The sequence below is a fragment of the Secundilactobacillus folii genome, from assembly GCF_009720675.1.
GTDB classification, from domain to species: domain Bacteria; phylum Bacillota; class Bacilli; order Lactobacillales; family Lactobacillaceae; genus Secundilactobacillus; species Secundilactobacillus folii.
Window position 1 is genome coordinate 271,238 of the sequence record NZ_WNJO01000001.1, and the last position, 12,774, is coordinate 284,011.

Consider the following 12,774-nt stretch of genomic DNA (forward strand, 5'->3'; position numbering starts at 1 on the left):
ACTAGGCCCCTGCTGTCCTTGAGGCTAATAAAAAAGTTCGGAAAATACATTCCGAACTCCTTCAGACACATTAATTATCAAACGCATCTTTCATCTTGTCAAAAAAATTACCTTTGCCAGTCCCAACTTTTTCGCCACTAGCTTCAGCGAAAGCCTTCAAAGCAGTCCGCTGAGCCTTATTCAAGTTCTTTGGCGTGACGATCCGAACCGTAACTCGTTGGTCGCCAGTTCCGTTGCCACGTAAGCGAGGAGCACCCTTACCCTTTAAGCGGAAAACAGCGCCCGTCTGCGTACCAGCTGGAATCTTCAATTTGACATCACCATGAACAGTCTGAACATTAATTTCATCGCCCAAGGCCGCCTGTGTAAAGCTAATGTCCTTATCCAAGTAAATATCAGCCCCATTTCGGGTAAAGACCTTGCTTGGCTTAACGGTGAAGACAATGAATAAATCACCGTAAGGACCACCATTGGCACCAGCTTCACCTTGATTTTGCAGACGCATCTGCTGACCGTCGTCAACACCGGCTGGAATGTTGACTTCAACTTCATGCCGTTCTTCTTCATGACCGGAACCGCCGCATGTTGGGCACTTTTCCTTAATTTCCTTGCCAGTACCGTGACAAACTGGGCAGACTTGCTGACTACGCATGCGTCCCAGTGGCGTGTTAGTTTCACTGGTCACATAACCGGAGCCACCACAGTTTGAACAGGTGACCGGCGAAGTACCAGGCTTAGCACCACTGCCGTGACAGGTATGACACTGTGCCTCGCGATTATACTTAATCTTGGTCTTCTTGCCAAAGATTGCTTCTTCAAAAGTCAGTGTCATTTGGTATTGCAGATCACGACCAGGTTGCGGCGCATTTGGATTACGCCGAGCACTCCCGCCACCAAAGAACTGGCTGAAAATATCTTCGAAGCCACCGCCACCAAAACCAGCGTCGCCAAAGCCGCCGAAGCCGCCAGCATCACCGGCACCGGCACCGCCGAAGCCTTGCGGACCATCAGCTGAACCGTACTGATCGTAATTAGCACGTTTCTTCTCGTTACTCAATACTTCATAAGCTTCAGTGATCTCCTTGAATTTTTCTTCCGCACCAGGCGCCTTGTTGATATCGGGATGGTACTTCTTAGATAATTGTCGGTAGGCCTTTTTAATTTCAGATTGTGATGCATCTCTTGATACACCAAGCACTTCGTAATAATCTTTGTCAGCCATGTTAACCTCCTAAAAAATAAGTGTCTAGTGAGTTCATTGTCCTAAATGCTGAATCGTTAAAATACCCACAACGACACATTTGGCTCAATCAAAGTTGTCACAGCTTAACAGAGTGACGTTACTTCACAAAAAAATGTTCACTCCAGTAGAATAGCATAATTTGACCTAAACAAAAAGCCAAAGCCCGCGTTTGAGCCTTGACTTTTTGCTTACGAGCAAATTAATGATTATTTCTTGTCATCATCATTAACTTCTGAGAAGTCACCGTCAAAGGTTTGGCCGTTGCCACCTTTGTCGTTACCGTTACCATCGCCATTTTGGCCTGATTGGTCACCACTTGCAGCCCCAGTTTTAGCACCATCGGCACCACTAGCGTCACCTTGTTGTTGTGCTTGTTGATAGAGTTTAACGGACAAATCTTGAACGATCTTGTTCAAATCATCCTTCTTGGTCTTCATTTCTTCAACGTTGTTATCCTCTTGAGCCTTCTTTAATGCATCACGCGCATCCTTAGCCTTTTGGATCTCATCGTCAGAAACTTTGCCCTTAACTTCGTCCAAGGTCTTATCAACCGTAAAGAGCAGTTGATCGACTTCATTCTTCAAGTCGGCTTCTTCCTTACGCTTCTTGTCAGCCTCTTCGTTTTCTTGGGCTTCCTTCATCATCTTATCGATTTCATCGTCTGACAAACCACCGGAACTCTTGATGGTAATCTTTTGTTCCTTACCAGTTCCCTTATCCTTAGCCGAAACGTTGACGATCCCATTCCGGTCAATATCAAAGGTCACTTCAATCTGAGGAACACCACGAGGAGCAGCAGGAATGTCTGTCAGTTGGAAATTCCCCAGGGTCTTATTATCAGCGGCCATTGGACGTTCACCTTGCAGTACGTGAATATCAACGGCTGGTTGATTATCAGCAGCCGTACTGAAGACTTGTGATTTGCTGGTTGGAATAGTCGTGTTGCGATCGATGAGCTTAGTGAAGACACCACCCATGGTTTCAATGCCAAGTGAAAGTGGCGTTACATCGAGCAAAACAACGTCCTTAACATCACCGGTCAAGACACCACCTTGAATAGCGGCACCCAAAGCAACGGCTTCATCAGGGTTGATTGAGTGGTTTGGTTCCTTACCAGTCCACTTCTTAACGGCTTCTTGAACGGCAGGAATACGAGTTGAACCACCGTTCAGGATGACAACGTCAATGTCACTGGCTGATAAATCAGCATCCTTCAAAGCATTTTCAACTGGAACGCGAGTCCGTTCAACCAAGTCAGCAGTTAATTCGTTGAACTTGGCACGAGTCAAGCTGGTTTCCAAATGCAGTGGACCGTTTTCGCCAGCCGAAATAAATGGCAAACTAATTTGTGATTCACTGACACCAGATAGGTCCTTCTTAGCTTTTTCAGCAGCTTCCTTCAGCCGTTGCATGGCCATCTTATCCTTTGACAGGTCAATGCCATTATCAGCTTTAAACTGGGCAATCAGCCAATCCATGATCTTCTTATCGAAGTCGTCACCACCAAGGTGCGTATCACCGTTGGTTGACAAAACATCAAAGACCCCATCACCTAAGTCAAGGACGGAAACATCAAAGGTCCCACCACCAAGGTCATAAACCAGAATCTTTTCATCAGCGTCTTGCTTATCAAGACCGTATGCTAACGAAGAAGCAGTTGGTTCGTTGATGATTCGCTTAACATCTAGGCCAGCAATCTTACCGGCATCCTTAGTAGCTTGACGTTGAGAATCATCGAAGTAAGCAGGCACCGTGATCACTGCCTGAGTGACTTCATCACCAATGTAATCTTCAGCAAAGCCCTTGATGTACTGCAAAATCATGGCTGAAATCTGTTGCGGGGTGTAATCCTTACCCTCAATGTTGACCTTGTAGTTGGCGTCGCCCATGTGACTCTTGATCGATGAAACCGTGTTCGGGTTGGTGATTGCTTGTCGTTTAGCAACTTCACCAACGGATGGCTTGCCATCTTTAAATGCAACAACGGACGGTGTTGTCCGGCCGCCTTCTGGGTTAGGAATGATCTTTGGTTCGTTACCTTCCAAAACTGCGACTGCTGAGTTCGTTGTACCTAAGTCAATACCAATAATTTTATTACTTGCCATGTATGATTTACCTTCTTTATTAAAAGTTAGATTCAAATTCAGTTGATTACTGAGCAACCATTACCATTGCCGGCCGCAAAACGCGATCCTTCAATTGGTAACCCTTTTGCAGCACCTTTGCCACGTGGTCTTTTTGATCCTCCGATTCTGCTGGAACCGTCTGAACCGCCTGATGAATGTTCGGATCGAACTTTTCACCCTCAGCCTTGATTTCCGTGACACCGTTACTAGTTAACGCGTCCATCAAGTGCTTTTGAACCATTTCAATTCCCTTTTTCAGCGACTCTGCTTGCTCACCTTCAACAGGTGTGCTGAGAGCACGTTCCAGATTGTCTAAAGCGGGCAAAATATCGTGCGCTAGTTGCTGACCATCATACTTGATCAAAGCCGCTTGGTCTTTTTTGTTTCGATTCTGAATATTTTGGATCTCCGCTTGGGACCGCAAATACTGATCAGAAACCTTATCTAGCTGCTGTTTTAAACTCGTAATTTCAGCTTTTGCTTTCACTAACTCCGAATCTTCAGCAGGTTGCTTTTGGTCAGTCGACGTCGTTTTCGCTGTTGACGCCGTTTGATCAGCCACCTTAGACGGATTGGCTTCTGGTTGTTTCTGACTCGCCTGTGCTTGCTTACCCGCAGACGATGCTTTTACCTTTTTATCATCTGCGTCTTGATTTGTCGCTTGGTTCGTTTTCTTCTCAGCCACTCTAACACCCCTTTACTACTGATCAAAATATCGATAATAATCAATTAGACGCTGGGCCAGTTCCTGCCTAAAGGCACCAACTAAACCGATCATCCGTGAGTACGGCATTCGGGTGGGACCTAACAGTGCAATCACACCCTTACCATGGTCGCCAACTTCATAGGTGGCAGTAATTAAGCTGTAGTCCTTCAAAATGTCGTTGGTGATTTCACTACCAATCTTGACTTGAACATGATCAGTTGGCTGACCAAGCACACTCGCCATATCATCAGTCCGATCCATCAGCGTATACAACGACTTCAACTCGTCAACGTCATTGGCATCGGAGAAGTTCAGCAGGTTCAAGCGACCACCAACGTAGAACCGCTCTTTAGCAGCCTGCGTCAAAACGTCACCAAAAATCTTTAAGAACCCCTCCGGCTTTTGTAAATACTGTGTGACCTGCATTGGGATATCGGTCTCCAGCGCCTGCAAAACATCTTTCAACGGCTTGCCAACCAACTGATCATTGATCAAACGAACCACCGCTTCAAGCTGGTCACCGGTAATACCAGGTGCAATGTTAAACGTTTGTGATTCCACGTCACCATTGTCGGTAACCAGAACCGCCATTACCTGTCGTTTACCCAGCGGCACCAACCGAAAGCCACTCAAACGACTTTCTTTAAGTTCCGGTTTTAAGGTAAATGCAGTGTAAGAAGTGAGGTTTGAAAGAATTCGAGCCGAAGTTTCAATGATCTCGTCAATTTTCAAAAACTGACCGTCCAGTGAAGATTTGATAATGTCAATGTCGTTAGGCTTGATTGGATCCGGCTGAACTAGGTGATCGACATAGTAGCGATAACCCTTCACCGAAGGAATCCGTCCCGAAGAGGAATGGGTCTTAGCAATCAGACCTAAGTCTTCCAGGGTTGCCATTTCGTTACGGACCGTCGCCGAACTGACATGCAGCGGTAACTGAGCCGCCAGCGCTTTGGAACCCACAGGAACACCACTGCTCGTATAGTCACGAACAATTGCCTTCAAAATCATTTTCTGTCTGTCCGTTAACGTGATCATCACCTCTTTTTAGCACTCACGTTATCCAAGTGCTAAGACACATATATAATGTATCAAACGCGGTTTTTTAAGTCAAGCATTCAGGCAATTTTTTTAGCAATTAATTCATTCGAGTGCTAATTTTTTAATTGGATGCGCTTTAAAGTATGTTTGAGTGTCCTTTGCATCCTGATTCAATTGTTTCACTAATGCATCAACGGAATCAAATTTAATCTCGCCCCGAAGTCGATAATCCCATTCAACAGTGACCACTTCTCCGTAGATGGCGTCGTGAAAGTCTAGAAGGTACGCCTCCACAGTTACCGGTCGACCAGTCCCAAAAGTCACGTTGCGACCGATCGAAGTCATTGCTGGATACCACTGGTTGCCAACCTTAACACGGGTCACGTAGACTCCGATTCCAGGCAACCAGTACTTGGCATCGTGACTGACATTTGCCGTTGGGTAGCCTAGTGTTCGCCCACGGGCTTCCCCGTGAATCACGGTTCCAGTGGTCTTGTAGCGATAACCTAGCAGTTCATTAGCAGTGGCAATGTCACCGTCATCAAGGTTCCGTCGAATACGGGAGGAACTGATCTTTCGAGCCTCAATATCGGCTTCACTCACGGTCACGATTTCAAAACGTCCCTTGGCAAACTTTGGTAAATTAACCATGGTAGCAACGTCTTTAGGACCGTATGTATGGTCAAAACCCGCCACCACGACTTGGGGGTGAAAAGCGACAAGGTATTGATCAACGAAAGTTTGGGGCGACTGAGCAGCAAATTGACTGGAAAAATTGACCTGATACACAATGTCAGCACCCAACTGTTTGAACAGTTCTAATTTTCTTGGAGTCACCGTTAAATAGCGGCTTCGTTTTGGACTCAGCTTTTCGTACACGATTGCTGGGTGGTGATCATACGTCAGAATGGCTAACGCCAGTCCACGCTCGTCAGCAATTGCCCGGGCTCGCCTAATGACCGCCTGGTGCCCCCGATGGACGCCATCAAAAAAGCCCATGGCTAGGACAACTGGCTGATCAACCACGTCACTGGCGGTCATGGGGTGATGAATTTGAATCACTTGCATAATATCGTCTCAACTTTCTATTTAATACTAAACATTTTTAAGGGCTTATAGCGATTTTTAACTAGTTGATAGAGACATTTGATCTGCCCATTGTACTTAAGCGAAATCACTGGTGCTGAGCTACCCACTTCATCCGGTAGCAACCAAACACCGTGTTGAACGACCGCCCAGATGTCATCAGCGATCTCGACGGTCGGGTATTCACTAAGCACGCGATCGATCGGATATAAGAAATTATCGCTGCCCTGTTCGAACTGACTCTTAACCTTAGCTAATGAGATGGTTTCTTCAAGCTTAAACCCGCCACTTTCGATTCTAGTCAGAGCTGACATAACGGCTGGTACTCCTAATTTAGCGCCCACTTCAACCGCCAATGTTCGCACGTAAGTCCCTTTGGAACAGACCACTTCAAAATCAAAAGTTTGCGTCCCGGTCTCAACGTCAAAGTGGGATCGAGCAGTCCGGTCAAAAGCTGAAATCGTTACCGTTCTAACGGGCCGTTCTACACTTTGACCCCGCCGTGCATACTCATAAAGTTTGCGACCATTAACTTTGACCGCAGAAAACATCGGCGGAACCTGTTTAAGTTCCCCCACCATCTTAGCCATCACAGCATCAATTTTAGCGTCATCAACCGGTTTATCCATCACTACCCGATCAATTTCCGGACCATCTAAATCCTCAGTCTCAGTTGAAAATCCTAGCGTCACACTACCTCGATAGACTTTGCGATGGGTCATCAAGTAATCAACGACCTTCGTCGCGCTGCCCACACAGATTGGCAGTACACCATCGACGTTGGGGTCCAAAGTACCTGAATGGCCAACTTTTTTCATGTGCAAAATATTGCGAATTTGGTTCACGCAGTCGTGACTTGTCATCCCGCGCTCTTTATATAGTGGAATAATGCCGTCCATTAGTAACTACTCCATTTCGTATAAACTGTCTAACCTTGACATTATATCACGCCACGGGCAATTGACTAAAGATTAAAAAGGGGCTGGCAAATTAATTACAGTTATTCTCTTTAAATAAATAACAAAAAGAGCTTATAAATGCACTTTTAATCAATCGATTCTAAACAAAAATAAGCGAAATTCTCAGTTTGAATCACTGAAAATTTCGCTTATTTTAGTTTGAAACTTGAAACGACCATGTGATCATCTGACTAAAGATCAGAGTCTTCTTGATGCAGCTTATTCAACAACTCATCGATCCGACTGCCATACTTAACGGACTGATCACGTTCAAAGGTCAATTCTGGCGTCTTGTAAATATTTAAACGGGAGCCTAATTCACTCCGAATCAAGCCGGTTGCTTTTGACAATCCTCGAGCAGCTTTTTCACCGTCGGATGCCTTGTCAGACAAGATGCTGTAATAGATTGTTGCCTGCTGCAGATCACCCGTCACCTCAACGCCAGTCACAGTGATACCTTGAACCCGCGGATCACGGACCCGTTTAAGCAAAATATCATTGACTTCACGCTGAATCTCTTGTTCAAGCCGTCCAACACGATAATGTGCCATCTATTTCACACCGCCTTAGCTCTTTATTCGATTGGAACTTCCTTCATGACGTAAGCTTCGATCACATCGCCAACTTTAATGTCGTTGTAATTTTCAATGGTCAAACCTAATTCATGACCTTGCTTCACATCGGTTACATCGTCCTTAAAGCGTTTCAAACTGCCTAGTTTACCTTCATAGACCACAACTGAATCACGAATCAAACGAACGTCACTATCGCTTGAAACGTGGCCATCAGTGACCATTCCACCGGCAATTGTCCCCACTTTAGAGGCTTTAAAGATCTCCCGAACTTCAACTTCGCCGATCACTTCTTCTTCATAAGTTGGTTCAAGCTTACCCTTCATGGCGTGTTCAATTTCGTCGATTGCATTATAAATCACTCGGTGCAATCGAATATCCACGTTATCCTGGTCAGCCTGTGACTTTGCTTGTGGTGTTGGACGAACGTTAAAGCCAATGATAATGGCGTTACTTGCTTCAGCCAGTGTGACATCACTTTCGTTAATGGCACCAACAGCAGTATGAATAATGTTGACTCGAACACCTTCAACTTCGATCTTATTTAAACTGTTAGCCAAAGCTTCAACAGAACCTTGAACGTCGGCTTTGATGATCACGTCAACTTCCTTCATTTCCCCTTCCTTCATGGTATCAAAGAGGTTATCAAGAGTGACGGTATTCTTATTACGCCGTTCTTCCATCAAAGCATTCTTAGCCCGTTCTTCACCAGCAGCACGAGCGGTCTTTTCATCGTCAAATACAACGAAACGGTCGCCAGCTTCCGGAACATCGTTCAACCCGGTGATCTCAACTGGTGTCGACGGTTTAGCATGCTTGATAGCCTTGCCGTTTTCATTATCCATTGTCCGCACCCGACCAAAGGTGTTCCCAACAACGACTGGATCCCCAACGTTCATGGTTCCTTGTTGGATCAGCAGCGTTGCAACCGAACCACGACCCTGATCCAGTTTAGCTTCAATCACTGACCCAGCGGCATTTTGCTGTGGGTTAGCTTTTAATTCCATCACTTCAGCTTGCAACAGGATCATGTCCAGTAATTCATCAATGTTCTTACCGAACTTCGCTGAAATTTGGACAAAGATCGTATCGCCGCCCCAATCTTCTGGAATCAAACCGTATTCAGTTAGTTGTTCCATGACGTGGTTCGGATTAGCGCCTGGTTTATCAATCTTATTGACCGCAACAATGATTGGTGTCTTGGCTGCCTTGGCGTGGTTGATCGCCTCAACAGTTTGAGGCATGACACCATCATCAGCAGCAACGACTAGCACCGTGATATCAGTTATATCAGCACCACGAGCCCGCATTTCAGTAAAGGCGGCGTGCCCTGGAGTATCCAAGAAGGTGATCGTCTTGCCGTTATGCTTAACCTGGTAGGCACCAATAGCTTGCGTGATCCCACCAGCTTCACCAGCCGTAATATGAGAATGACGTAGATGATCTAGCAAAGTTGTCTTACCATGGTCAACGTGTCCCATAATTGTAACTACTGGTGGCCGCGTTTCAAGGTGTTCCGTATTGTTAACTTCTTCTTCAAAAGTCTTATCAATATCAGAAACGTCCACTTCGACTTTTTCCTTGGCATCGATTCCGTATTCAGAAGCTAAGATCTCGATAGTATCCTTATCTAGTGACTGGTTTTGATTGACCATGACACCCAGCATGAATAACTTCTTAACGATCTCAGCTGGTTCACGATGCAACAGTTTCCCCAGGTCTTGAGCATTCATTCCAACCTGGTAAACTAACGTTTCTGGGAGTGCCTTATTTTTCCGTTCTGGTGCCCCTTTATGCTGATTTGTTTCCTTGATTCGTTGGTTCTTCTTGTTGTACTTACGATTATTGTTCCGACGCCGATTGTTATTGCGGTTATTGCGGTTGTTATTGCGGTTTCCGCCCCCGTTATTCAGGCTGCCGCCAAAGCGTCCTGAACCGCTATGATTTCGGTTACTGTTCTGTGACCGGTTACTGTTGTTTTGAGTGCGATTATTATTTTGTGACCGGTTGCTGTTATTGCTTTGTGAACGATTATTGTTGCTACTTTGTGACCGGTTACTGTTATTGCTTTGTGACCGGTTATTATTTTGGCTCCGGTTCCCATTATTCTGGTTATGGTTAGCTTGGTTATGACTTTGCGTCCGGTTGCCACCGTTTTGAGTGCGGTTATTACTTTGAGTACTGCGATTTCCGCCCTGGTTACGATTGCCACTATTTTGACTGCGGTTTTCGCTGCTTTGGACACGGTTATTGCTTTGACTACGGTTATTTGAACTCTGATTACGGTGGCCGTTTTGACCACGATTATTGGTCTGACTTGACGATTGAGCACTGCCATTTGAATGCGTCCGATTCCGCTGAGTTGCTGAGCTACTGTTTGACTGGCTCTTTTGACCAGCAGCTTGGGTAGCTTGAGCTGATTTAGCAGCGGGCTTAGCCGTCTTACTGCCCTTATTTGAGAAACTTTCTCGAAGTTGACGTTCCTCATTATCGCCTAGCGTTGACATATGATTCTTCACGTCAAAGCCCTTTTCTTGGGCTTTATCGATAATTGTTTTGCTCGATACGTTAAGTTCTTTAGCTAATTCGTAAATTCGCTTTTTGCCCATAACTTCACTCTCCTTTTACATTAACTAGTTCAATTAGTTTCCGAGCAAATCCAGGGTTTTTGACACCATAGGCGGTGCGATTCATCCCGGTTGCTTGGCTTAGTTGTTCCTTTGAAAACGTGGTAATTAAGTCGACATGGTAAAACGTGGCCTTATCACGTAACTTTTTCAAACTGCTTGCACCAGTATCACTTGCCACGACGGCAACTGAGATACTCTGGGCGCGAATGGCTTTTAAGACGAATTCCTCACCACTGACCAACTGGTTAGCACGCCGAACCAACCCTAAAAGCTGTAAAAAAGCGTCAGGCCTTGCCATCTTGGAATAACTCACGGCGCGCCTGTTGATGGTCCACGTAGTCCACCAAATCGTCATAGAACTGATCATCGATTTTAGTTTCAAAAACCTTATCAAAAGTGCGTTCCTTGCGTGCTTTCTTAGCAATGTCAACGTCCAGTGAAATGTAGGCGCCACGGCCCGACTTTTTCCCCGTTGGGTCCACCGACACGTTCTTATCTTTGTCACGAACGATTCGAACAAGGTCTTTTTTAGGCGCCATTTCACCGGTCACAATGTCTTTTCTCATTGGTACCTTACGTTTTTTCATCTGTGCTGGCCTCCTTAATCGGTTGCGTCGTTATCCTCAGCGGTATCAGAATCACTGCTTTGATTTTCATCTAAAGCGGCATCGTCATCATTAGTTTCGTTGGTCTCATCACTATCATCCGTTGAATCAGCAGCATCAGACGCTGTTTCACCCTGATCATCAGCGGTAGCGGCCTCTTGATCGTCGCCATTATCCGCCGGTGCATCATCATCTGAACGGTCATTAAACAACGTTTCAGCTTCTGACTCCGACTTGATGTCAATCTTATAACCCGTTAATTTAGCGGCTAAGCGGGCGTTTTGACCACGTTTACCAATGGCTAATGACAACTGATAATCTGGGACGATCACCGTGCAAGCACGCTCGTTATTTTCGTCAAAGATCACGTCGATCACTTCAGCGGGGTTGAGAGCATTCGCAATGAATTTTGCTTCATCATCCGTCCACTCCACAATGTCCATATTTTCGCCGTCCAGTTCCGAAACAATGGCTTGAACACGCTGCCCACGAGGACCAACACTCGTCCCCACAGGATCAACATCCGGGTTGTTCGAACGAACAGCAACCTTAGCACGATCACCTGCTTCGCGGGCGATCGACATGATTTCAACCGTGCCATCGTAGATTTCAGGAATTTCCTGTTCAAAGAGGCGCTTTAACAAACCGGCATCCGTTCTGCTTACGAAGACCTGGGGACCCTTTGGTGCGTTTTCTACCCGGGTCACGTAAACCTTAATATGATCGTGCATGCGGTAAGTCTCATTAGGCATCTGATCTTGGCGGCTCATAACCGCTTCAACGTTACCTAGGTTAACGTAGACAAAACGGTTATCCTGACGTTCAACTTCACCAGTGATGATTTCATTTTCGTACTGACTGTACTGATCATAAACCAAGGAACGCTCTGCTTCACGAACCCGTTGCATAATGACCTGCTTAGCAGTCTGCGCAGCAATCCGACCAAAGTTCTTTGGTGTCACTTCAAACTTAATGTCATCGCCGATCTCGTAGCCGCGACTAACCTGTAATGCATCGTCCAAACTGACTTCCAGACGGGAGTCATATACTTGGTCAACGACTTTCTTAACGGCGTAAACGTGAACTTCACCCTTTTTCTGGTCAAAAGTGACCTCAACGTTTTGTGCCTGACCGTAATTACGCTTATAAGCTGAAGTTAAGGCAGCTTCAAGTGCGTCGATCACAATTTCCTTCTTGATACCCTTTTCCGTTTCTAGCGTGTTAAGAGCACCTAATAGTTCTTTACTCATTACTTGTAGTCTCCTTTAGCTATTAAAACTTAATTGCTAATCTTGCTTTGGCAACGTTTTTTCGTGGAATGACCAGGTCTTTCATGCGACCCTTCAGGTTAACTCTAAGTCCCAATTCTGAGTCGCTGACCGAGGTCAATGTCCCTTCAAATGCCTTTTCACCATTCAGTTTCTGGTAGAGGGAAACGTGAATGTAATGTTCAACCGCCCGTTCATAATCAGCTTCTTTTTTCAGCGGTCGCTCAGCACCTGGAGACGATACTTCCAAGAAATACGCTTGGGGAATTGGATCGGGATCTAAGCTGTCCAGTTTTTCACTGACTTCATCACTGACCAGTGCGCATTCATCGATTGTAATGCCGCCTGGTTTATCAATGTAGAGTCGTAAGTACCAACTTTTCCCCTCACGAACAAACTCAACGTCTACCAATTCAAAATGATGAGCATCTACAATCGGTTTCGCCAGAGCCGTAACAATATCAACGACGTTATCCAATCTTTTACCTCCAATAACATTTTTCCATTAAAAAGAGCGAGCATCGCTGCTCACTCCTTT

12 protein-coding genes are annotated in these 12,774 nt (G+C 45.6%); all 12 read right to left on the minus strand.

All coding sequences use genetic code 11. The features are described from left to right. Window positions 1-70: 70 nt before the first annotated feature. Window positions 71-1,222, minus strand: coding sequence for a molecular chaperone DnaJ (gene dnaJ / locus GM612_RS01230; RefSeq protein ID WP_155430550.1), 1,152 nt, complete (start codon window positions 1,220-1,222; stop codon window positions 71-73). 227 nt (window positions 1,223-1,449) lie between these two features. Then, window positions 1,450-3,348 carry a molecular chaperone DnaK gene (gene dnaK / locus GM612_RS01235; RefSeq protein WP_155430551.1) on the minus strand — a complete coding sequence of 633 codons (1,899 nt, stop codon included), beginning with the start codon at window positions 3,346-3,348 and terminating at the stop codon, window positions 1,450-1,452. 46 nt (window positions 3,349-3,394) lie between these two features. After that, window positions 3,395-4,054, minus strand: a complete 660-nt coding sequence (gene grpE, locus GM612_RS01240) for a nucleotide exchange factor GrpE (RefSeq protein ID WP_343031736.1) — start codon at window positions 4,052-4,054, stop codon at window positions 3,395-3,397. A gap of 15 nt (window positions 4,055-4,069) precedes the next feature. Beyond that, on the minus strand, window positions 4,070-5,113 hold the full coding sequence (hrcA, locus tag GM612_RS01245) for a heat-inducible transcriptional repressor HrcA (RefSeq protein WP_155430552.1): 1,044 nt from the start codon (window positions 5,111-5,113) through the stop codon (window positions 4,070-4,072). Window positions 5,114-5,218: 105 nt separating this feature from the next. After that, on the minus strand, window positions 5,219-6,184 hold the full coding sequence (gene ribF, locus GM612_RS01250) for a riboflavin biosynthesis protein RibF (protein WP_155430553.1): 966 nt from the start codon (window positions 6,182-6,184) through the stop codon (window positions 5,219-5,221). 17 nt (window positions 6,185-6,201) lie between these two features. Then, on the minus strand, window positions 6,202-7,101 hold the full coding sequence (truB, locus tag GM612_RS01255; RefSeq protein ID WP_155430554.1) for a tRNA pseudouridine(55) synthase TruB: 900 nt from the start codon (window positions 7,099-7,101) through the stop codon (window positions 6,202-6,204). 251 nt (window positions 7,102-7,352) lie between these two features. Beyond that, on the minus strand, window positions 7,353-7,712 hold the full coding sequence (gene rbfA / locus GM612_RS01260) for a 30S ribosome-binding factor RbfA (protein ID WP_155430555.1): 360 nt from the start codon (window positions 7,710-7,712) through the stop codon (window positions 7,353-7,355). 23 nt (window positions 7,713-7,735) lie between these two features. Further along, on the minus strand, window positions 7,736-10,342 hold the full coding sequence (infB, locus tag GM612_RS01265) for a translation initiation factor IF-2 (RefSeq protein ID WP_155430556.1): 2,607 nt from the start codon (window positions 10,340-10,342) through the stop codon (window positions 7,736-7,738). Window positions 10,343-10,346: 4 nt separating this feature from the next. Continuing rightward, window positions 10,347-10,661, minus strand: coding sequence for a L7Ae/L30e/S12e/Gadd45 family ribosomal protein (locus GM612_RS01270; RefSeq protein WP_155430557.1), 315 nt, complete (start codon window positions 10,659-10,661; stop codon window positions 10,347-10,349). Further along, window positions 10,648-10,950 carry an RNase P modulator RnpM gene (gene rnpM / locus GM612_RS01275; RefSeq protein WP_155430558.1) on the minus strand — a complete coding sequence of 101 codons (303 nt, stop codon included), beginning with the start codon at window positions 10,948-10,950 and terminating at the stop codon, window positions 10,648-10,650. Before rnpM ends, GM612_RS01270 begins: the two co-directional genes overlap by 14 nt. A 14-nt stretch (window positions 10,951-10,964) precedes the next feature. After that, window positions 10,965-12,218: a transcription termination factor NusA gene (gene nusA / locus GM612_RS01280; RefSeq protein WP_155430559.1), complete on the minus strand. Its 1,254-nt coding sequence runs from the start codon at window positions 12,216-12,218 to the stop codon at window positions 10,965-10,967. 22 nt (window positions 12,219-12,240) lie between these two features. Continuing rightward, complete coding sequence (gene rimP / locus GM612_RS01285; RefSeq protein WP_155430560.1) at window positions 12,241-12,714, minus strand: ribosome maturation factor RimP; 474 nt, start codon at window positions 12,712-12,714, stop codon at window positions 12,241-12,243. Window positions 12,715-12,774 lie beyond the last annotated feature (60 nt).

Excerpts from the sequence above, each read along its gene's own strand:
- dnaJ (WP_155430550.1), bottom strand. The coding sequence starts at position 1,222 with ATGGCTGACAAAGATTATTACGAAGTGCTTGGTGTATCAAGAGATGCA.
- dnaK (WP_155430551.1), bottom strand. The coding sequence starts at position 3,348 with ATGGCAAGTAATAAAATTATTGGTATTGACTTAGGTACAACGAACTCA.
- hrcA (WP_155430552.1), bottom strand. The coding sequence starts at position 5,113 with ATGATCACGTTAACGGACAGACAGAAAATGATTTTGAAGGCAATTGTT.
- ribF (WP_155430553.1), bottom strand. The coding sequence starts at position 6,184 with ATGCAAGTGATTCAAATTCATCACCCCATGACCGCCAGTGACGTGGTT.
- truB (WP_155430554.1), bottom strand. The coding sequence starts at position 7,101 with ATGGACGGCATTATTCCACTATATAAAGAGCGCGGGATGACAAGTCAC.
- rbfA (WP_155430555.1), bottom strand. The coding sequence starts at position 7,712 with ATGGCACATTATCGTGTTGGACGGCTTGAACAAGAGATTCAGCGTGAA.
- infB (WP_155430556.1), bottom strand. The coding sequence starts at position 10,342 with ATGGGCAAAAAGCGAATTTACGAATTAGCTAAAGAACTTAACGTATCG.
- GM612_RS01270 (WP_155430557.1), bottom strand. The coding sequence starts at position 10,661 with ATGGCAAGGCCTGACGCTTTTTTACAGCTTTTAGGGTTGGTTCGGCGT.
- rnpM (WP_155430558.1), bottom strand. The coding sequence starts at position 10,950 with ATGAAAAAACGTAAGGTACCAATGAGAAAAGACATTGTGACCGGTGAA.
- nusA (WP_155430559.1), bottom strand. The coding sequence starts at position 12,218 with ATGAGTAAAGAACTATTAGGTGCTCTTAACACGCTAGAAACGGAAAAG.